Below are 20,565 nucleotides of genomic sequence, written 5' to 3' on the forward strand. Positions count from 1 at the left end.
GGCGCCCGCTCGCCGAGATGGGCTCGCGCCGCGCCGGCGAGCGCTCGGCCGTTGCCGCGGCCCGCGCGGCCTACATCGTCGGATTCGGCGCCTCCTCGAACCTGGAGGCGGGGCGCAGCTTCGGTGTGCCCACGATGGGCACCTCGGCCCACTCCTTCACCCTCCTGCACGACTCCGAGGAGGAGGCGTTCCGCACGCAGGTCGCGGCGCTCGGGCCCGGCACGACCCTTCTGGTCGACACCTACGACGTGACCGCGGCCGTGGACCTGGCGGTCCGCGTCGCGGGCACCGGCCTCGGCGCCGTGCGGATCGACTCCGGCGACCTCCCGCAGCAGGTCGCCGCCGTCCGGCAGCAGCTCGACGCGCTCGGCGCGACCGGCACCCGCATCACGGTCACCAACGATCTGGACGAGTACGGGATCGCTGCGCTGGCGGCCTCCCCCGTCGACTCCTACGGCGTCGGCACCTCGGTGGCGACGGGCTCGGGGCACCCGACCGCCGGCATGGTCTACAAGCTGGTCGCCCACGAGGACGACGAGGGCGAATGGGTCGCCGTGGCCAAGAAGTCGGTCTCGAAGGCGTCGATCGGCGGGCGCAAGGCCGCCGGGCGCCGGCTCTCGGACGACGGTGTCGCCGAGGCCGAGATCGTGCACGTGGGTGCCGGCCCCGAGGGCGCCGTGGGCGAGGGTGAGCGGGCGCTGCTCGTGCCGCTGATCGAGGAGGGCGTGATCCGCGCCGAGCACCTCGGCGTCGAAGGAGTGGCGACCGCCCGCGAGCACCATGCGAATGCGGTTCTCGAACTGCCGCTCGACGCACTCCGGCTCGGCCGGGGCGACCCCGTCATCCCGACCCGCTACGAGTGAGCGGGCGGGACGTCACGTCATCTTCGAGTAGATCTCTTTGCACGCGGGGCAGACCGGGAACTTCTCCGGGTCGCGGCCAGGGAGCCACTTCTTGCCGCACAGAGCGCGCACCGGCTTGCCCGTGATGGCGCTCTCGAGGATCTTGTCCTTGGGCACGTAGTGGGAGAAGCGCTCGTGGTCTCCCGGCTCGATCGACTCCTGGTTGAGGAGCTCTTCGAGCTCGCGGTCGAGGGTGGCGGTTCCTCCGCCTCCCTCAAGGGGATCGGTGCTGCTGTTCTCGACGCTCGGAATCATGCCGACGATCCTACGCGCGGAGCAGGAGAGCGGGCGGGGCGGGCGGCAGCCGGCTGCTAGTACCTGCTCGTGAACGCCACGAGCTCGGTCGCGCGGCGCTCGAACAGGCGTCCGCCGATCAGCACGCCCAGCGCGAAGACGACCACGGCGCTGCCCAGACCGACGGCGACGGCGGCGCCGGTCGCCTCCTGGTCGACGAAGATCGCGCGCACGGCGAGCGCCACCGCGGGCGCCGACAGCAGCAGCCCGAGGCCGAAGGCGAGCGACTGCGAGCCGGCTCCGCTGGCGCCCGGCGACTGGGGCTGGGCGAACGCGCTGTCTCCCGGCCGCGGAGCCGGGTAGGCGAGCCAGGCTGAGACGGTGCTGGCGACTCCCGCGGGCACGAGGAGGAGGCACGCGTTCGCCGCCAGGATCACGGGCAGGGCACCCGGCCGACCGGAGGTGGCGCTGCTCACGAGCGAGCCGAGCAGCACAACCGGCAGCCCGAGCAGGAGCGTCGGGAACGCGCGGCCGAGTCGATCCGACCAGCCACGGACACCGGCGGCTACATGCAGCCAGAAGGCGGAGCGTCGTAGGCGACGTCGTTGTGCAGGAACCAGCCGAGGAAGAGGGCGATCAGGGGGACCGGCAGCAGCGAGAGGAGCGGGAACGGCACGCCGACGACGGCGAGCAGCAGTAGCGAGACGATCGGGAGCAGCGGGACCGCGACGAGCGACGCCTGGTAGCGCGGGTCTCGCAGCCAGTAGGTGATGCTGCGCGCCGCGATCGCCCCCGTGCGAGTGGAGCCGAGGAGGTCGAACCAGCCCAGGCGTAGACCCCGCGGCGAGCGGTGCGTGCGCTCGGGGCGCCCGGTGAGGATCCGCACGACGAGCCACCAGATCGCGGCGGCCGCGGCGAGCGTGAGCAGCGCGATCAGGAGCGGCTCGACCGCTTGCCCCGACCCCGCACGGGGTGCGACCGCCCAGGCCGCACCGAACGGCGTGGTACCGAGCACCGAGCCCCAGCGCTCGAGCACGGCGGTCTCGCCCGCGTCGAGCAGAGCCGAGACCGCGAGCACGGCAGGTCCGCCGAGCAGGAGCACCAGCCCGAGGACAGCGAGCAGTTCACGGGCGGTGCGGGACGGGACGAGAGCGGCGGAAGCGGCGAGCCCGATCCGGGCGAACAGAGCCGTCGTCGCGACGCCGAGCAGCGGACCGATCACAGCGAGCGCTCCCGCGTCGGGGAACAGCGGGACCGTCGCCAGCCCGAGGACCAGCAGCGCGAGGACCGGCAGTGAGACGAGACCGGCGAGCGCGAGCGCACCGGCCAGCCGCAGCGGAGGCAGGCCGAAGAGGCGGAACGCGCGCGGATCCATCGGGTCGAGCGGGCCGAGGAGGAACGGCAGCACCAGGAAGCCGAGGGAGACGAGACCGCCGCCGGTCACCACCGCGCCCGAGGCCGCGCCCGGTGATGAGCCGAGACTCCCGACCACGGCGAGGAGGCCCACGGTGACCGCGACGACCACGAGCACTCCGGCCACCGCTCCAGCGGAGCGCGCGGGCCCGGAGCGGAAAGCCCCGAGGAGGACGTCGATCCTCAGCCGGAGAAGTCGTGCAGCCACTGCAGCCCCTCGGCGATCTGCTTGCCGCCCGCCAGCTCGAGGAAGCGCTCCTCGAGGGTGGCGGTGCCCGCGACCTCGGCGACGGACCCCGAGGCGAGCACCCGACCGCCCACGATGACCGCCACGTCGTCGCAGACCCGCTCGATGAAGTCCAGGCCGTGACTGGAGAGCACGACGGTGCCGCCGCCCGCGACGAAGCGGCGCAGCACGGTGATCACCGCGGCCGACGAGACGGGGTCGACCGATTCGAACGGCTCGTCGAGCACGAGGACTCGCGGAGCGTGGATCATGGCAGCGGCGAGCGCCACCTTCTTCGCCATGCCCGCGGAGTAGTCCGAGATGAGGCGTTCGAGCGCATCGGTCAGGCCGAGCGCCTCAGCGAGCTCGGTGGTCCGCTGCTTCGCGGTCGGCAGATCGATTCCGCGCAGGGCGGCGGAGTACGCGAGGAACTGGGCGCCGGTGAGCCGGTCGAAGAGCCGGAGCCGGTCGGGGAGCACGCCGATCAGCGGCTTCGCGGCCGTCGGGTCCTTCCACACGTCGACGCCGTGCACGAGGACCCGGCCTGTGTCGGGCCGCAGCAGGCCCGTCATCATCGAGAGGGTGGTCGTCTTGCCTGCGCCGTTGGGGCCGATGATCCCGCAGAAGGTCCCGGCGCGCACCGCCAGATCGAGTCGGTCGACCGCGACGGTGCGGCCGAAGGTGCGGGTCAGCTGGTGCAACTCGAAGACGACGGGCGCGACGTCCTCACGCTCCGCGGCGCCCTCGGCCTCACGCTCGGCGGGTTCGGCGTTCGTGGCGGACGTCATCCGGCTACGGTACCAACTCGCTCGCGGCGCCTCGGCGCCCGCGCCCGTCCGACGACACGGCGAGACGTCAACCACCCCCGCCCGCGCGCGCCGGAACTGTACACTAAGGATCGACCCGAGGAGCAATCAGATCGAGACGCAGCGGTTAATTCGAGGAGAAGACGACATGACGCACAGAGTTTCCCCGGGACGCAGAGTTTCCCCTGGACGCGGAGGCTTCACCGGTCGCAGCCGTTCCACGGAGCCCGGCATCGCTGCTGAGGCTCGAGGGCGACGGGCCGGTCCGCGGGCGTTCCCGCCTCCGTCGTCATCCTCGCCGCCGGGATGGGCAGTCGGCTCGGCCGTTCCCTCCCGAAGCCGCTCACGCCGCTCAGCGACGGCCGCACGATCATGCAGCAGCAGTTCGACAACATCCACCACGCTTTCGGCACGTCGGTGCCGGTCAGCATCGTGGTCGGCTACAAGCTCGAGCACATCATCGAGGCCTTCCCCTCGGCCTCGTTCGTCTACAACGAGCAGTACGACCAGACCAACACCTCCAAGAGCCTGTTGCGCGCGCTCCAGGCCAGTGGTCAGGGCGGGGTGCTCTGGATGAACGGCGACGTCGTGTTCGACCCCCGCATCTCGACCGCGCGGCCGGCCTGATCGCGAAGGACGTCTCCTTCGTCACGGTCAACACCGCGAAGGTCTCGGACGAGGAGGTCAAGTACACGACGAGCGCCGAGGGTTTCATCGATGAACTCTCCAAGACGGTGCGCGGAGGCCTCGGCGAAGCGGTCGGGATCAACTACGTGTCCGCCTCCGACAAGGCCGCGCTGGTGCGCCAGCTCGCGCGGGTGGACGCTCAGGACTACTTCGAGCGTGGCATAGAGTTGGCGATCGAGCAGGACAGCCTGCTCGTCGAGCCGATGGACATCTCCGACCTCTACGCCGTCGAGGTGGACTTCGCCGAGGACCTCGAGCGGGCGAACCTCTTCGTCTGACACTCCCGGCTCCTCCCCCGGCTCGACCAGGGTCTGTCGGGAGGAGTCGCGCGCAGTGAGCACCGATGTCCTCGCCGCCGAGACCGCCCTGCGCCACCGCCGCTCCCGCGGTTGGCGCTACCGGCATTCGCTCTGGCTGCTGACCAAGCGCGACCTGACGGTCCGATACGCCACGAGTGCACTCGGCTACGTGTGGTCGGTGCTCGACCCGCTCGTGATGTCGGGCATCTACTACTTCGTGTTCACGGTCGTCTTCGAGCGCACGGTCGGCGAGGACCCGTACATCGTCTTCCTCCTCGCGGGACTGCTGCCCTGGATGTGGTTCAACCAGGCGACCTCCGACGCCACCCGTGCGTTCCTCCGCGAGGCGAAGCTGGTGCGCTCGACGTCGATCCCGCGCACCATCTGGGTGGGGCGGATCGTTCTGTCGAAGGGCATCGAGTTCGTGGCGAGCCTGCCGGTGCTGGTGCTCTTCGCCGTGATCGCTGGGGCGCACACGACCTGGGCGGTGCTGCTGTTCCCGGTCGCGATCCTCCTGCAGGCGGTGCTGACTCTCGGGGTCGGGCTGCTCGTCGCTCCGCTCGTGGTGTTCTTCCGCGACCTGGAGCGGGCGGTCAAGCTCGTGCTGCGTTTCCTCTTCTACGCATCGCCGATCATCTACTCGACCGCCAACCTGCCCGAGCAGATCCGGCCGCTCGCGGCGCTCAACCCGCTCAGCGGGATCTTCGCGCTCTACCGCTCGGCCTTCTTCCCGAGCGAACTCGACCTGCCGCTGATCCTCTCCTCGGCCGTCGTCTCGGCCTGGTGTTCGCGCTGGGCCTGATCGTCTTCCGCCGCTCCGAGCGCGCCGTGCTGAAGGAGCTGTGATGGGTGACGCACCCGTGGTGATCGAGTGCCGCGGCCTCGGGATCCGATTCCGCCGCAACCGGCGCGGCCGCCGCTCCTTCAAGGACCTCTTCGCCGGGCGCTCCCGGCGCTCGCGTCCGGGCGAGTTCTGGGCGCTGCGCGGGCTCGACGTGCAGGTGAGGGCGGGCGAGGCGATCGGAGTGGTCGGCAGGAACGGACAGGGCAAGTCGACGCTGCTCAAGCTGGTCGCGGGCGTGGTGCTGCCGGACGAGGGCACCGTGGAAGTGCGCGGCGGCGTCGCTCCGCTGATCGAGATCACCGGCGGCTTCGTCGCCGACCTGAGCGTCCGCGAGAACGTCTACCTCACGGCCGGACTGCACGGGATGTCGAAGCGGGAGGTGGACGCCCGCTTCGACTCGATCATCGGGTTCGCCGAGATCGGCGAGTTCCTCGACACGCCCTACAAGCACCTCTCCAGCGGCATGAAGGTGCGCATCGCGTTCTCGGTGGTCTCACGGGTCGAGGAGCCGGTGATCCTCGTCGACGAGGTGCTCGCCGTCGGCGACAGGGCGTTCCGCGAGAAGTGCTACGCGCGGATCGAGGAGCTGCTCGCCTCCGGCCGCACACTGTTCTTCGTCTCGCACAACGAGCGCGACCTGCGCCGCTTCTGCACGCGCGGGCTCTACCTGGACAAGGGCCGCCTCGTGCTGGACGCGCCGATCGAGGAGGTGCTCGCGCGTTACGCTGAGGACTACGCGCCGACACCGCGGAGCAGCGCGGCGCCGTCCACCGAGGGGTCTCCCGCCGAGGCGCCCGTCGCCGGCGACTGAGCGCTCCCGCACCCGGCACCCGAGGACGCAGGAGTGCACGACATGGCCCAGAAGGACCGCAAGCGCGATCGCGCCGCCGAGAGGGCGCGGGTCGAGCAGTCCCGAGAGATCGAACAGACCGAGGACTTCGGCACCGCCGAGAATGCGCAGCTCGCGAAGATGCTCGACCGCCTGCTCGCCGTGCAGCGACCCGCCGTGCTCGCGAACATCCGCCTGTTGCGCCGCCGCCGGCCGGGCGCAACTCCCGAGCAGATCATCAGCTCGCTCGAGCGCCAGTACCTCTCGAGCGTCGCCGCGGGCGGCGCGGCGATCGGAGCGACGGCCGTCGTCCCCGGCATCGGCACCGCCGCCTCCGTCGCACTCTCCGGCGCGGGCGCCGCGGGGTTCCTCGAAGCCAGCGCCCTCTTCGCCCAGTCGGTGACCGAGGTGCACGGCATCCCCCTGGAGGATCCGGACAGGGCGCGGGCACTCGTCCTCACCCTGATGATGGGCTCCTCCGGCAGCGAGATGGTGCGTCAGGTGGCAGGGCAGGCGGTGGGCGGAGGCAGCGGGCTCAACCAGTACTGGGGCTCGGTGGTGACGAAGGGGCTGCCGTCGTTCCTCGTGGGTGAGCTGGCCGATCGGGCGAAGAAGTCGTTCGCCAAGCACTTCCTCGCGCAGCAGGGCGCGGGGCTCGTCGGCCGGGCGATGCCCTTCGGCATCGGGGCGGCTCTCGGAGGGGTCGGGAACGCCATGCTCGGCCGCAAGGTCGTGCAGAGCGCACGCGACGCGTTCGGGCCGGCGCCGCAGGCGTTCGGCAACACCCTCGTGCTGGAGCCGACCCGCGCTGAGCGGAAGGCGCTGGCCGCGGGGCCGATCGAGCCGCTCCCGCTCTACGTCCGCGACTACGGCGGAGCGGGCGAGCGGGTTGCGCTCCTCCTGCACGGACTCGGCGCCGACTCCCGCATCTGGTACGCCCTCGTGCCGACGCTCCAGGAGCGCGGCTACCGCGTGCTCGCCCCCGATCTCGCAGGCCACGGCGGGTCACCGAAGTCGCCGGTCTACTCCCCCGAACGCTGGGCGGGGGATGTGCGCGCCTCCGTACGGCTGACACCCGACCTGATCATCGGCCACGGCCTCGGCGCCGTCGTCGCAGCACGGCTCGCGCCCGACTACCGGGCGCACCAGCTGGTGCTCCTCGACCCGGCGTACTCGGATGCTCGCGGCCTCACGGGCGCCCTGCGCCGCGGAGGATCGGTCGCCCACGTCGAGAAGGGCGACGCCGACTCCCTCCGCCACCGCCACCCGATCTGGACCGACGAGCAGATCGAGCTCGACGTCTCGGCGCTCGAGCTCTGGGATCCGGAGTCGACCGCGGGTCTCACCGCGCGCGGTGCGGCCGAGGCGCCCGACGGTTTCCCCGTGCCGACGCTCGCGGTGCTGCCGGAGGATCGGCTCGGTCACGACTCGCTCACGGGGGTGCTCGACAGCCGCGGCGTCGAGGTTCGCACGGTGCCGGGCGGCGGAGCGTCGATCCTCCGCGAGGACCGCGCGGCACTGATCGCGGCGCTGGAGGACCGGCTCTAGCCGTCCGGGCCTGCACAACACAGGCTGAGCGGGCGGATCGGAGCGCTGAGGCGCGGATTGTGACGCTCAGCCTTCGTTGTGATGGACCTCGGTCTCAGCGAGCGGCATCCCGAGCACGGTGCGGACGAGTGCTCCGCCGTCGCGGTCCTCGCCGAGGACGCGGAGACCGATCTTCTCGGCGACGCGCCTCGACGCGGTGTTGTCGGGGTGGATGATCGCCACGAGGCGAGCGGCGAGTCCGTGGGCGAGTGCCAGGTCGCGGCAGGCGGCAGCCGCCTCGGTCGCGTAGCCATGGCCGTGCAGATCGGGTCGCACATGGTAGCCGACCTCGAGCTCGAGACCGCCGGCGACTCTCTGCCAGGTCAGACCGCAGTCCCCGACGAACGCGCCGTCGACCGTCTCGACGATCCAGAGCCCGAAACCGTGCTCCCGGTAGTTCCGCCGGTTCCACTCGATCCAGGCGGACGCCTGCTCGCGACTCTTCGGCGCCGGGTAGTACCGCATCACCACCGGGTCGCCGAGAAGCTCCGCCATCAGGGTGAGGTCCGCGGCCGCCATCTCTCGGAAGCGCAGCCGGGCCGTCGCGGAGGGGAGCATCCGCACCACGCTACCGGCCGCGGTGCTCAGGTGCTCCCTCCCGACGCGGTGCACACGGGCAGAGGGTGGCGCAGCCTCGCGGCCAGCGCGCTACCTCTCCGCGCGAGCGGCGGCCTTCGCCGCCTGCTTGGTCGCGCGGACCTTCGCCAGCGACTCCGGCGAGACGATGTCGGCGACAGAGCGGAACGAGCCATCGTCTCCGTAGGCCCCGGCGGCCTCGCGCCAGCCGGCGCCCGAGAAGCCGCGCTGCTTCCCGAGCAGCGCCAGGAAGATCCGTGCCTTCTGATCGCCGAAGCCGGGCAGCGCCGTGAGGCGGGCGAGGACCGTACGGCCGTCGGGGTCACCGCGGGTCCAGAGGGCGGAGGCGTCGCCGCCCCAGTCGTCGACGAGCGCGCGGCAGAGCACCTGCACGCGGCCGGCCATGCTCGCGGGGTACCGGTGGATCGCGGGCGGCGTGCGGCAGAGCTCCGCGAACGCGTCCTCGTCGACGCCGGCGATCGAGGCCGAGTCGAAGGAGGTGCCGACACGGGCCAGGCGTTCCTCGATCCTGCGCGGACCCGCGAAGGCCGTCTCCATCGCGACCTGCTGGTCCAGGAGCATCCCGATGAGCAGGGCGAGCGGATCGCGGCTGAGCAGCGCATCGGCCTCGGGATCGTCGGTGATGTGCAGCGAGGAGTCACGGGTCATCCTCCAGGGATACCACGGCTCAGCGCACGGACGGTGCGGTCGACGAGGGCGAGGGCGGAGGAGAGCTCCAGGTCTCCGGCGTGCCCGTAGCCGAGCACCAGCGCCTCAGTCGAGGCGCGGCCCGAGAAGGCGTACTCATGCAGGGTGGCGACCAGCAGACCCTCCTGGAGCAGCGCAGCCGCGACGGCGTGCGCGTCCAGCGGCGCGGGCAGCGAGAGCACGACGTGCAGCCCGCCGTCGAGTCCGCTCGCCCTCCCCAGGGCACCGAGTCGGCGAAGGTGCGCACGAGCTCGCGCCGGTGCGCATACCTGCGCCGCGCGCGTGTCAGGTGCCTTCGGAAGGCTCCGCTCGCCATGAACTGCGCGAGCGCGGCCTGCGTCGGCCCCGACGCGGACGCGTCGCGCTCGTCGTCGAGCCCGACCAGCGCAGCGTGCAGCCACGACGAGGGCGGCACGGCGAGGTAGGCGATCCGGAGCCAGGGCGAGACCGTCTTCGAGAACGAGCCGACGTGCGCGACTCCGCCGCCCGAGTCGAGCGAGGCGAGCGCCGGCAGCGGAGCGCCGACGTAGCGGAACTCACTGTCGTAGTCGTCCTCCACCACGAGGAGCCGCCCGCCCGAGGCTCGGCGCACGAGCTCGAGCCGCTCGGCCAGGGCGAGGCGCCCGCCGGTCGGGTACTGGTGCGAGGGAGTCACGACGACCAGGTCGGCGCCCGAGGAGGCGAGCGCGTCGAGGTCGATGCCGTCGCCGCGCACCGGGACGCCGACCACCTCGTGCCCGTCCGCGCGCAGACGGCGCCGCACGGCCGGGTAGCCCGGGTCCTCGACGCGATCCGCACGCCGCGTCCGAGCGCGCCGGAGGCCGCGCGCGCGAGGAGCGCGACCGCCCCGGCGGTGCCGCTGGTGACCACCACGTCGGACGCCTGCACGTCGACACCGCGGGACCGGCGCAGCTGCTCCGCGATCTGCCCGCGCAGGTCCGGGTCGCCGGAGCCGCGGGGCGGGGGCGGACGGAGGCGCCGAGAGTGCGCGTCGCCAGGCCGCCCGCCACTCCGGGGGTGTCCAGCGAGCGGGTGTCCGGGCGTCCGGGGCGCAGGTCGGTGCCGGCCGGTGTCGACGGAGCCGTCCCGACCACGGTGCGGGGCGGGCCGCGCCGGACAGAGAAGCCCGTCGGAGGCGACCGTGACCGCCGCGCGCGGCTGGGCGACGAGGTACCCCTCGCCCACGAGCTGGTCGACGGCGGCGACGACCGATCCGCGCGAGACTCCCAGACGCTCGGCGAGCACGCGGCTCGACGGAATCGGGTCACCCGCCTGGTAGCGGCCGTCGAGGACCGCCTGGCGCAGCGCCTCAGCGAGCGCCGCCCGCACGGATCCGCGCGGCGCGGGGCCGAGCAGCAGGGGGACCTCGAGATCGCCGGACGCCATCGGTCGCTCCATTCTGGACCATTCGAATCGTGGTCCAGTGGCATCCTGACAGATCCAGCGGTGCGGGAGGATCGCTGACATGGATACGCTCCCCCTCACTGACCGCACTCGCCTCACCCGACTCCGCGACCGCCAGCACACCGATCCCGCCGCGCTGCACGCGATCCTGGACGAGGCGCTGATCGCGCACGTCGCCGTGGTCCGCGACGGCGTCGCGATCGTGCTGCCGATCCTGGCCGCGCGCGACGGCGACAGCCTGCTGCTGCACGGGTCGAGCGGAGGCGGCCTGCTGCGCGAGGCGGCCCGCGGATCCCTCCTCACCGCCTCCGTCACGCTCGTGGACGGCCTGGTGGTCGCCCGATCCACCTTCGACAGCTCGATGAACTACCGCTCGGCGATGATCGTCGGCCGTGCGGAGGCGCTGGAGGGCGACGAGAAGGCTCGGGCGCTCGATCTGCTCGTCGCGCGCCTCCTGCCCGGACGCGCCGAGGAGGTGCGGCCGACCACGGCCCGCGAGGTCGCGGCGACGCTCGTGCTGCGCCTTCCGCTCACCGAGGCGAGTGTGAAGGTGCGGGCGGCAGGAGCCGGAGACGAGGCGGAGGAGGGCGTCTGGGCGGGAGTGGTGCCGCTGGTCACCCGCACGCTGCCGCCGGTGCCCGCGGAGGAGCGGGGGCCCGCGCTGCCGGACTCCGTCGCGCGCTTCGCCGCTGCGGTGGACGGCTCCGTGCCACCCTTCTCCTGAGCGTTACTTCGCGTCTTGGCGTGGGAAGACGACCTTCTGCACGACGATGATCACGGAGGCGGCGACCGGGATCGCGACGAGCGCGCCGAGCACACCCGCGATGGTGCCGCCCGCGACCGCCGCGATGACGACGACCGCGCCCGGCACCGAGACGGCCTTGTTCATGATCCGCGGGCTGAGGACGTACGCCTCGACCTGCATGTAGACGAGGTAGTAGATCGCGGCCACCAGCGCTGTGAGCGGCGAGGCGAGCAGGCAGGCGAGCGAGATGATCACGGCGGCCGAGATCGTGCCGACGAGCGGGATGAGCGAGCCGAGGAACGCCACGCACGCCAGCAGGGCCGGAACCGGTCCGCCGATGATCAGCAGGAGCACGAACGAGAGCACGCCGTTGACGCCCGCGAGCGACACCTGCCCGACCACGTAGCGTCCCACCGCTCCGGTGATCTCGTCGCCGACCTCGTGCGCCTTGGCACGGTGCGAGGCAGGGGCGAAGCGGTAGGCGACCGCCTTCATCGAGCGCAGCGATGCGAGGAAGTAGAGGGTCAGGATCAGCACGATGATCGCGCCGGTGACGCCGCTCGCGATGCCCGTGCCGACCGCGATCAGGCCGCCGCCGAGCGAAAGCAGGTTGTTCGGGTCGCCGATGAAGCTCTGCACGCTCTGGATCAGCTCGTCGACGTCGACGACTCCGCGCAGCTGCTGCTCGAGATCGAGCACCCACTTCTGCGAGGCGATGTCGTTCACGATCTGCGGGGCGCTGGTGACGAACAGCGTGAGCTGCTCGACGAGGATCGGGATGATGTAGATCAGCAGGCCGGCGAAGATCAGCACCACGGCGGCGAAGACCGCCGTGATCGCCAGCGGGCGCGGCAGGCGCTTGCTCTCGAGCCACGAGACCAGAGGGTCCAGGCCCAGGGCGAAGAACATCGCCACGAAGATGTAGGTGAGCACGGTGCCCAGCTCGACCACGAGACCGCCGAGGACCAGAGCGACCAGGACGCCCAGACCGCCGAACAGGCCGATCCGGAACGGGCGGATGGTGAACACCGGCTTGTCCGGGTCGGTCGAGACCACGAGGTCGGGCTCGACCGCGGGCTGAGCGGGAGCCGTCCGACGCCGGCGGGAGCGGGCGAGAGCGCGCGGGAGCATCATGCGTCGAGCGTAGCGGGGCGGCGGAAGGCCGCCGGCCGGTGCCCACGCCCGTGACCTGGTGGCCGGCGCTCAGCCCTCGGGGTCGTGCTCGTCGACGGCGGCGTCACCGCGGTGCAGGTCCGCGTGGCGCTCCCACTCGGCGAGGAGGTGCTCGATCGCCGTGTGGAAGCGGCGTGTGGCCGCGCCGGGCGCCGTGTCGCCGAAGTAGTGGAACACCCAGCGCTGGAGGCGCTCGACGGCCTCGGCATCGTGCTCGACGCTCTCGATGCGCCCGACGATCCCGGAGGCGTCCTCGGCCCGCAGCCACTCGGCATCGCCCAGGTAGCCGGACTCGTCCACCTCGGCCACCGAGCTGACCGGCCGTGTGACCAGCAGCGGACGCCCGGTCGCGAGCCGGTCGTAGACCATCGCGGACACATCGAGCACGGCGAGGTCGGCGGCCGCCAGCTGCCAGCCGAGCTCGGGCCCGGTGTCGTGCACGTGGCGGGCCTCCGGGTCGGCGGCGTTGGCGGAGGCGATCATCGCGATGATCTCGCGGTCGGCCGCACCGTAGTCGGCGTCCACGGCGCCGCTGCGCGGGTGCGGGCGGTAGATCAGGCGGAAGCGGCGGTCGGCGAGCAGGGATCGCACGAGCGCGACGCCGTGACTCCGGATCGAGCCGTAGCCGGCGGCCGGCCGATCGCCCTCCCAGGTCGGCGCGTACAGCACGACCTGGCGCTCGTCCGGCTCGAACGGCGTCCGTCCGGCGAAGTGGTCGGCCTGCGGGCGCCCGATCGCCAGAGCCCGCCGGTCGACGTCGTAGTCCCAGAGGACCCGCTGCAGGCGGGCGAGCGCCGCGTCTCCGGCGATCAGGCTGTAGTCGTAGGCCTTGAACTGGTTGGTCGTCATGTACATCTTGTCGCTCTCGCCGTGGTTGACGAAGACATGCCAGCGGCGCCCGTACCGCATCATCTGGAAGTTGCGGGCGTTCTGGTTGACGTACAGGATCAGGCGCAGCGGTTGACTCTCGACGGTGCTCTCGAGGTCGGCGACCGAGCGGACGTACGCGACCGGCACCGGACTCTCGCTCAGCAGCACCTGGGCCGCGCTCGCGGCGCGGCTGAGCAGCACCACCGGGTGGCTTTGCGCAAGCTCGGCCAGCGGCCGGTACCACTGCCGCACCTGGTAGAGGTTGATGTCGCCGTCGGCGAAATAGACGCCGATCTCGAAGCGCCCCTCGGGCAGCGGCCCCCGCTCGGCGACCAGACGCGCGACGGCGCCCCTGGCCCTCCGTGAAGCGAGCAGCTCGCCTCCCACTCTGCGGGCGAGTCGCGCATCGGTCAGGAGGCGGTCGAGGAGGGCGCGGGGGGCAGGAGTCATCTCCTCCAGGCTACCGGCGGAGGCGCTCGGATCGGGGCCGGCTCCTCGCCGAGGGCCAAGGGCTCAGTGCGGCGCGACCCGGAGCCAGACGAACTGCAACGGCCCCAGCCGGAAGCCCTCCCGCAGGTCGACGTCGACCTCGGTCACGAGGTCGACCGCTTCGGGCGCGAATCCGCCGAACCGCTCGGCGGACACCTCCTGCACTTCGTCCGAGACGTTCGCGAGCACGAGCACCGCCTCGCCGTCTCCGGGCCGCTGGTAGCCCAGCACGTGCGGGTTCACCGCGTCGAAGACGGTGAGCGCCGTGCCGGCGAAGAGCGGAGTCGCCTTGCGCACGGCGATCAGGTGCAGGAGCCCGCCGAAGACCTCGCTCGCGGCGGTGCCGGGGAGGTCGCGGTCGGCGTAGCCGCCGACCGGACGTCGGGGCCGGTTGACCCAGCGCGAGTCTCCCGCCGTCGTCGGGTCGTCGCGGTAGCCGTAGTCGTTGAGCTGGGCCACCTCGTCGCCGAGGTAGAGGAGCGGGAGTCCGCCCGTGCTGAGCGCGATCGAGTGCGCGAGGAGCACCCGGTCTATGCCGTAGGGGTCGCCCGCCTCGACTCCCGCCAGCGACGCCGTCGTACCCGAGACGCGTCGATCGCCCGTGCGCGGGTTCTCCTGGAACGGCACGCCGCGGGCGAAGGAGCCCTCGAAGCGGTCGGTGTAGAAGTCGTTGAGGAAGCGCCGGTGGCCGGCCGCGTCGATCCCGAGTTCGGCCGCGTCCTCGTCGGCGAAGGTCCAGCCGATGTCGTCGTGACCGCGCACGTAGTTCACCCAGGCCGTGCCCTCGGGGAGCGCGTGTCGGCGCTCGAGCGCCTGCGCGAGGAGGCGGACGTCGCGGGTGGCGAGCGCCTCCCACGTGAGCGCCATCTGCAGGGGGTTGTACGAGAGCTGGCACTCCTCGACGTCGATGTACTCGACCACCTCGTCGGGGTGCACGATCGCCTCGGACTTGAACAGCAGTGCCGGAGCCGCCAGGCGGCAGACCTCGTTGAAGGCGCGCAGCAGGAGATGCGCCTCCGGCTGCGACTCGCAGCTCGTGCCGAGCTCCTTCCAGATGAAGGCGACCGCGTCCATCCGCAGGGCGTCGACGCCCTGGTTCGCGAGGAAGAGCATCTCGCCCGCCATCGCGCGGAACACCTCGGGGTTGGAGTAGTTGAGGTCCCACTGGTACCGGTGGAACGTCGCCCAGACCCACCGGCCGTCCTCAAGCTGCACGAAGGAGCCCGGGTGGTCGTCGGGGAAGATCTCGCGGGTGGTGCGCTCGAAGGCGTCGGGCTGCTCGCGGTCCGGCGAGATCCAGTAGTAGTCCTCGAAGCGCTGCTCCCCCGCGAGTGCCCGCCGCGCCCAGTCGTGCTCGTCCGAGGTGTGGTTGAAGACGAAGTCGACCACGAGGGCGATCCCCTGCCCGCGCAGCTCGGAGGCGAGCAGGCGCAACTGGTCCATGTCGCCGAGGTCGGGGCGCACCCGCCGGTAGCTCGACACCGCGTAGCCGCCGTCGGACTCCCCCTCCGGTGCGTCGAAGAGCGGCATCAGGTGCAGGTAGTTCAGCCCGATCTCGCGGAAATAGGGGATCTCGGCGCGCAGGCCCTCGAGGTCGCCTGCGAAGCGGTCGACGTAGCAGACGCCACCGAGTGCCTTGTTCGAGAGGAACCAGTCCGGATGCGCCTCCCGCGCGCGGTCGAGGGCGCGCAGCTCCTCCGGCCGCTCGTCCCACGAGGACGCTGCGAGCTCGACGATCGCGACGAGCTGGTCGGCCAGGTCGGTGCGCCGGCGGTAGACCGACGCCAGCAGCTCGACCAGCCGCGGGAGGTGGACGTCGAGCCGCCCCCGGAACTCGGCGTCCGCGTCGAGGCCGGTGAGGCGTCCCCTGACCTCGTCGAGGAGGTCCGGCGCCGCCTGCTCCGAGGCGGGCTCGAGCGGGGAGAGCTGGGTCGAATCGAACACCGTCGTCCTTTCGGGGGCCCTTCGGGGCGGATTCCCCGATGCTAGACGATCGGCGGACGCCCGGCGAACGTCATCCGGAGCACGGTGCGCAGCGAGAGCACCCGCCGCTCGCCCGGATCGACGCGCCAGCCCTCCCGCCAGCCGGCGAACCAGGCGCTCAGTGCAGGGCCCTCGCGGCGCCAGCGGAGGCACTGGATCGCGGTCCACGAGGCGACGTAGACGAGGACCAACGGCACCGGCAGATTGCGCCGCGCGAGCCAGACCCGGTTGCGCGCGTTCAGCCGGTAGTAGTCGGCGTGCCGGGTCGGCTGGATCACAGGGTGCTGCGCCACGAGCTCCCCTGCGTACCACGCGATGCGCCCAGTGTCCCACACCCGCCAGGCCAGCTCGATCCCCTCGTGGGCGTAGAAGAACGGAGCCGCCCAGCCGCCCGTCGACGCGTACACGTCGCGGCGCAGCACGACCGCCCCCTCCCAGACCGAGAACACGGGTCCCGAGCGACGCGGGTCGCCCTTGAGGATCCGCGGGGTCCAGCGCCGTGGGCTCGGCGAGCCGTCGAGACTGTCGACCCGGGGCTGCACGAGGCCGATCCGGCGGGACGAGGCGAGCAGGGCGACCGCCTCGAGGAGGAAGCGCGGTGAGGGCACCCGGGCGCGTCGTCGAGGAAGAACAGGTAGTCGCCCTCGACCGCGCCGGCTCCGGCGTTGCGGCCCGCCGGGATGCCGTGGTTCTCGGCGAGCGCAAGCGGTCGGACCCCCACCGGCAGGCCCTCGGGCGCCCAGCCGTTGCCGACGCAGACGACGTCGAGCACCACGCCCTCCTGAGCGAGGACGCTCGCCAGGCCTGCGGCGAGGTCGTCGGGGCGGGTCCCCTGGGTGAGGACGACGACTCCGACCCGCGGCTCAGGAGCGGACACGCTGCGAGGCCATGATCGCGACGAAGTGCCCGACGAGGGCGAGGAGGGCGAGCGGGAGCAGCGCCCCGACCAGCACGCGGTCGGCGGTGCCGGCTCCGACGACGAGACCCGCCAGGGCGGCCACGAACGCCAGCATCGTCAGCTCGACCGAGTGGTAGAGGCGGTGGAAGGGCACGAAGCGCGCCGCGCGGCGCAGCCGGGCGAGGCCGGAGGAGGAGGGGACCGCCTCCCCCTTCGTGTCGGCCAGCTTCGCCAGCCCCGCGTGCGCCCGAGCCACGTGCACCATGTCGTTGAGCGCCTTGTTCAGCACGATCACGAGCGCGAGCGCCAGGCCGACACTCGTCCAGAGGAAGTCGCCGGGGGTCTCGAAGGGGATACCCGCTGCCCGGAGCCCGAGCGCGAGGGGGAGGAGCGCCTCGGTCGTGTAGTGCCCCACCTTGTCGAGGAACACGCCCGCCGGTGAGGAGGTGCGACGCCAGCGCGCGACCTCGCCGTCGGAGCAGTCGACGAGCATCTGCAGCTGACCGAGCAGCAGCGCCAGGGCGGCCCCGGCGATCCCGGGGATCAGCAGCGCGGCGGCGGCACTCCAGCCGACCAGGATCATCAGCCCCGTGACGCCGTTCGCCGAGATCGACGTGCGCAGGAGCAGCCAGGTCAGGTACGGCGATAGGCGCCGGAGATAGAGCGAGGCCGTCCAGTGCTCGGCGTTGCGGCGTCCTCGCACCTCCGGCGGCTGCGCGACAGCGCGGAGCTCGGCGAGGGAGCGGGGTCTCGTCGTCGTGGTCATGCGCCCCTCGGCGGATCGGACCGCGGCTGGTGGCGGTGAGCGGAGATGTTGCTGGTCAGACCGGCGACTCCGAGCACGAAGCCGGTCCCCCAGGCGACGTGGATCGCGGGGACGACCACGGTGAACCACAGCATCGCACGGGCCCCGTCCCGCCGCGCGACGGCGATCGTCGCCGCGACGACCAGGAGGAGGTAGCCGGCCGGTACGGCGAAGCCCAGCAGCAGCCAGGGGGCGGCGCCGACGAGCGCCTGCACGATCCCGACGAGTCCGACGAGCAGGCCCAGCGCGAGCAGCGACACGAGCAGCGGCGGCGCGAAGTAGCGGACGGAGCGCGACGCCGGGAACATCCGTGTGAGCTCACCGCGCCACATCCCCGTCGAGAGGAACTGCCGCAGCAGGGCGCGCAGGGTCGGCCGGGGCCGGTAGGTGACGGTGAGCCGTGGAGTGAACCAGACGATCTCGCCGCTCTCCCGCAGCCGCCGGTTGAGCTCCCAGTCCTGGCCGCGCTTGAAGCGCTCGTCGAAGAGCCCGGCGCGCTCGAGGGCGGAGCGGCGGAAGACGCCGAGGTAGACCGTGTCGGCCGGCCCCTCGTGACCGCCGACATGGTGCGGAGTGCCGCCCAGGCCGATGCGCGAGCCGTAGGCACGGGCGACCGCGCGCTGGAACGGGGTGAGCCCCTCCGCTGCCATCACCCCGCCGACATTCGCGGCTCCGGAGCGCTGTAGTGCCTCGACGGCGACGCGCGCGTACTCGGGCGGAAGCACCGAGTGCGCGTCGACGCGCACAACGACGGGATGGCGGGAGGCGCGGATCGCCGCGTTCAAGCCCGCGGGGGTGGATCCGACCTCGTTGGGCACGACGCGGATCCGCGGGTCGGCGGCGCTGAGCTCGGCGACGAGCTCGTCGGTGCCGTCGATGCTCGGTGCCAGCGCCAGCACGATGTCGACGGGCCCGGCGTAGTCCTGGTGCAGCAGCGAATCGACCGCCGCGCGCACGTGGGTGACCTCGTTCAGCACCGGCATCACGTAGGAGACGCCGGGTAGGTCGGACAGATCGTCCGTCGGAGTCTCGGGCTGCATGGGTCCAGTTCGTGCGGGAGGAGCGCGGGCGCAGGGATCCATCACCCTACCAGCGAGCTGCGCGGCGCCTCGGGGCGCGGGAGTCGGCAGCGCAGGTCGGGCCTGTGGGCTGCAGCAGTCGCTCGGCAGACCTCCGGCCCGAACCCGTCGGCCGGCAGGCGTCAGGATCGCAGCACCGACGCGAGCACGAGGTCGTGCCAGCCGCCGTCGCGCCACTGGGCCCGGCGGAGCACACCCTCCTCCTCGAAACCCGCGCGCCGCAGCGCCCGGCGCTCCGCCTCGTTCTCGACATCGGTGAAGGCCTGGATGCGCTCGGCCCGTGTCGAGGCGAAGAGGTGCTCGACCAGCAACGCCTGGGCCCGCGTGCCGACGCCCCGCCCGCGGTGCTCGGCGGCGATCCCGATCGCGATGCTCCAGCACGATGAGGAGGCCCTCCCCCAGCTGCTCGCGAACCACTCCACCCGCCCCACGGCCCGGCCCGCCGAGTGGACGGCGAGCATCCCGCCGTCGGGACCGAGGAGCCCGTCCTCGTCCAGCCTCGAGCGCAACCGCACCGCGGAGGTGAAGCCGAACCACTGGAAGGTCCCGGTCCCCTCCGGCGAGAGCAGTGCGCGGTCGAGGAGGGCGAGATCCTCCGCGGTCATCGGGCGGAGAGAGACAGTGCCGAGGGTCACGGAGGTCGAGTCTGCCGGTCCTGGTCGGCGCCGTGCGGGGGCGCGCCGATCGCTGTGCCACGGACCCGAGGGCCGTACGCACGCCGGCCCCCGAGGGCGGATGCTCGGGGGCCGGCGTGCGTACGGACGGTCAGTTGGTGGCCATCTGACCCAGCGTCGCCTTCGCCTGGTAGGTCTGGCCGCTGCGGACGTAGGTCAGCTCGACCTCCGCGTTCGCGGCCTGCGCACGGACCTGCGCGGTGAGGTCGGACGCGCTCGTGATCGGCGTGCCGTCGATCGCCGTGACGATGTCGCCCTTGGCAAGACCGGCGGCCTGCGCCGCGCCTGCGCCGGTGACCTCCTCGATGCGCGCACCGAGGACATCGGCGGTGGAGTCCGAGACGCTCGCGCCGAGCAGGCCGTGCGAGGCGGACCCGGTGGCGATGATCTCCTTCGCGATGCGCTCGGCGACCGCGCTGGGGATCGCGAAGCCGACTCCGATGTTGCCGGACTGCCCGCTCGAGGAGGAGGACTGGCCGGCGCTCGCGATCGCGACGTTGACGCCGATGAGCTCGCCGTCGCTGTCGAGCAGGGCACCGCCGGAGTTACCCGGGTTGATCGCCGCGTCGGTCTGGATGACCGGGAGCGAGATCGTGCTCGTGGCCTGCGTGGGCTGCTGCTGGCCCGGGATGTCGAAGTTGAAGGGGCTGTCGGTGCTGCCGCTCGAGCTGTCGCCCGACTCCTCCGGAGCGGCAGAGGAGGCGACCTGGATGCTGCGGTTGAGGGCGCTGATGATGCCATCGGTGACCGTGCCGGAGAGACCGAGCGGTGCGCCGATGGCGACCGCCGTGTCTCCGACGTTGATCTTGGTGGAGTCGGCGAAGGTGATCGGGCTGAGGTCGGTGGCATCGCTCAGCTTGATCACCGCGAGGTCCAGCGTGGGGTCGGTGCCGACCACAGTCGCGTCGAAGATGCGTCCGTCGCTGGTGGTGACTGAGACGGTGCCGTTCGAGACCTCGCCGTCGAGCGTGACGACATGGGTGTTGGTGAGGACGTAGCCGTCCTTCGAGAGCACGATGCCCGAGCCGGTGCCCGCGGAGGAACCGCCGCTGACGGCGATGGTGACGACGCTCGGTGTGGCCTTCGCGGCGACGGCGGTGGCGGTGGTCGCGTCGTCGGCGTTGTTGACCGTGATCGTCTGCGAGCCGCCGGACGAGACCACCCGGGTCCCGGATCCGTTGGAGGCGGACCACAGACCGAACACGCCCGCTCCGGCGACGCCTCCGACGACCGCGCCGATCGCGAGCGCGGCGACGACTCCCACACCGGCGCGGCGCTTGCCTGCGGTGGAGGCCGGGGGCTCCTCGCCGCCGGGACCGAAGGCGCCGGACGCG

General features: G+C 72.2%; 19 protein-coding genes and 3 pseudogenes. 6 read left to right on the forward strand and 16 right to left on the reverse strand.

Annotated elements, in window-relative coordinates:
- Positions 1-863 (forward strand): nicotinate phosphoribosyltransferase (locus ACH61_RS07880; protein ID WP_413784027.1); only part of this gene is annotated, 863 nt, incomplete at its 5' end.
- Positions 864-875: 12 nt separating this feature from the next.
- Here ACH61_RS07880 and ACH61_RS07885 read toward each other — a convergent pair.
- From ACH61_RS07885 to ACH61_RS07895, 4 genes are all read right to left on the reverse strand, one after another.
- Positions 876-1,157, reverse strand: a complete 282-nt coding sequence (locus ACH61_RS07885; RefSeq protein WP_068210733.1) for a DUF3039 domain-containing protein — start codon at positions 1,155-1,157, stop codon at positions 876-878.
- Positions 1,158-1,213: 56 nt separating this feature from the next.
- Entirely contained in the window at positions 1,214-1,612 is a 399-nt protein-coding gene (locus ACH61_RS16220; protein WP_153038816.1) for a hypothetical protein, read from the reverse strand.
- 89 nt (positions 1,613-1,701) lie between these two features.
- A complete protein-coding gene (locus tag ACH61_RS07890; protein ID WP_082845111.1) occupies positions 1,702-2,757 on the reverse strand; it encodes a hypothetical protein in 1,056 nt (351 codons plus the stop codon).
- Complete coding sequence (locus tag ACH61_RS07895) at positions 2,733-3,563, reverse strand: ABC transporter ATP-binding protein (RefSeq protein WP_068210736.1); 831 nt, start codon at positions 3,561-3,563, stop codon at positions 2,733-2,735. Before ACH61_RS07895 ends, ACH61_RS07890 begins: the two co-directional genes overlap by 25 nt.
- Positions 3,564-3,887: 324 nt before the next feature.
- Here ACH61_RS07895 and ACH61_RS07900 point away from each other — a divergent pair.
- The 4 genes and pseudogenes from ACH61_RS07900 to ACH61_RS16830 all read left to right on the forward strand — a co-directional run bounded on the left by ACH61_RS07900 (position 3,888) and on the right by ACH61_RS16830 (position 7,788).
- Positions 3,888-4,546: pseudogene (locus ACH61_RS07900) on the forward strand (phosphocholine cytidylyltransferase family protein).
- An 88-nt stretch (positions 4,547-4,634) separates the two neighbouring features.
- Positions 4,635-5,413, forward strand: a pseudogene (locus tag ACH61_RS07905) (ABC transporter permease).
- Positions 5,413-6,222, forward strand: coding sequence for an ABC transporter ATP-binding protein (locus tag ACH61_RS07910; protein WP_068210744.1), 810 nt, complete (start codon positions 5,413-5,415; stop codon positions 6,220-6,222). Before ACH61_RS07905 ends, ACH61_RS07910 begins: the two are co-directional and overlap by 1 nt.
- 42 nt (positions 6,223-6,264) lie before the next feature.
- Entirely contained in the window at positions 6,265-7,788 is a 1,524-nt protein-coding gene (locus ACH61_RS16830; RefSeq protein WP_068210747.1) for an alpha/beta fold hydrolase, read from the forward strand.
- Positions 7,789-7,854: 66 nt separating this feature from the next.
- Here ACH61_RS16830 and ACH61_RS07920 read toward each other — a convergent pair whose 3' ends face one another.
- The 4 genes from ACH61_RS07920 to ACH61_RS07935 form a co-directional block, all read right to left on the reverse strand.
- Positions 7,855-8,385, reverse strand: a complete 531-nt coding sequence (locus ACH61_RS07920; RefSeq protein WP_068210776.1) for a GNAT family N-acetyltransferase — start codon at positions 8,383-8,385, stop codon at positions 7,855-7,857.
- Positions 8,386-8,475: 90 nt separating this feature from the next.
- Complete coding sequence (locus tag ACH61_RS07925) at positions 8,476-9,072, reverse strand: HhH-GPD-type base excision DNA repair protein (protein WP_068210750.1); 597 nt, start codon at positions 9,070-9,072, stop codon at positions 8,476-8,478.
- 19 nt (positions 9,073-9,091) lie between these two features.
- The gene (locus tag ACH61_RS07930; RefSeq protein ID WP_068210753.1) at positions 9,092-9,841 is read right to left on the reverse strand and encodes an aminotransferase class I/II-fold pyridoxal phosphate-dependent enzyme; all 750 of its coding nucleotides are present in this window, start codon (positions 9,839-9,841) and stop codon (positions 9,092-9,094) included.
- Positions 9,763-10,497 (reverse strand): GntR family transcriptional regulator, encoded by a 735-nt coding sequence (locus tag ACH61_RS07935; protein ID WP_068210757.1) that lies wholly within the window; start codon positions 10,495-10,497, stop codon positions 9,763-9,765. Before ACH61_RS07935 ends, ACH61_RS07930 begins: the two co-directional genes overlap by 79 nt.
- A gap of 79 nt (positions 10,498-10,576) precedes the next feature.
- Between ACH61_RS07935 and ACH61_RS07940 the strand changes: the two genes are divergently transcribed.
- The gene (locus tag ACH61_RS07940; RefSeq protein ID WP_068210760.1) at positions 10,577-11,239 is read left to right on the forward strand and encodes a pyridoxamine 5'-phosphate oxidase family protein; all 663 of its coding nucleotides are present in this window, start codon (positions 10,577-10,579) and stop codon (positions 11,237-11,239) included.
- 3 nt (positions 11,240-11,242) lie between these two features.
- Here ACH61_RS07940 and ACH61_RS07945 read toward each other — a convergent pair whose 3' ends face one another.
- The 8 genes and pseudogenes from ACH61_RS07945 to ACH61_RS07980 all read right to left on the reverse strand — a co-directional run.
- Positions 11,243-12,394 (reverse strand): AI-2E family transporter, encoded by a 1,152-nt coding sequence (locus ACH61_RS07945; RefSeq protein WP_236713601.1) that lies wholly within the window; start codon positions 12,392-12,394, stop codon positions 11,243-11,245.
- Positions 12,395-12,463: 69 nt separating this feature from the next.
- On the reverse strand, positions 12,464-13,753 hold the full coding sequence (locus ACH61_RS07950) for a hypothetical protein (protein WP_068210762.1): 1,290 nt from the start codon (positions 13,751-13,753) through the stop codon (positions 12,464-12,466).
- A gap of 63 nt (positions 13,754-13,816) precedes the next feature.
- Positions 13,817-15,736: an amylosucrase gene (locus ACH61_RS07955; RefSeq protein ID WP_068210765.1), complete on the reverse strand. Its 1,920-nt coding sequence runs from the start codon at positions 15,734-15,736 to the stop codon at positions 13,817-13,819.
- Positions 15,737-15,777: 41 nt separating this feature from the next.
- Positions 15,778-16,652, reverse strand: a pseudogene (locus tag ACH61_RS07960) (glycosyltransferase family 2 protein).
- A complete protein-coding gene (locus ACH61_RS07965; protein ID WP_068210767.1) occupies positions 16,639-17,439 on the reverse strand; it encodes a CDP-alcohol phosphatidyltransferase family protein in 801 nt (266 codons plus the stop codon). Before ACH61_RS07965 ends, ACH61_RS07960 begins: the two are co-directional and overlap by 14 nt.
- Positions 17,436-18,518 (reverse strand): glycosyltransferase family 2 protein, encoded by a 1,083-nt coding sequence (locus tag ACH61_RS07970; protein ID WP_068210770.1) that lies wholly within the window; start codon positions 18,516-18,518, stop codon positions 17,436-17,438. Before ACH61_RS07970 ends, ACH61_RS07965 begins: the two co-directional genes overlap by 4 nt.
- A gap of 161 nt (positions 18,519-18,679) precedes the next feature.
- Entirely contained in the window at positions 18,680-19,192 is a 513-nt protein-coding gene (locus tag ACH61_RS07975; protein ID WP_199220829.1) for a GNAT family N-acetyltransferase, read from the reverse strand.
- Between the two features lie 130 nt (positions 19,193-19,322).
- A partial coding sequence (locus ACH61_RS07980) for a S1C family serine protease (RefSeq protein ID WP_068210772.1) occupies positions 19,323-20,565 on the reverse strand: 1,243 nt, incomplete at its 5' end.

It is taken from the genome of Rathayibacter tanaceti (assembly GCF_001634385.1).
GTDB lineage: Bacteria > Actinomycetota > Actinomycetes > Actinomycetales > Microbacteriaceae > Rathayibacter > Rathayibacter tanaceti.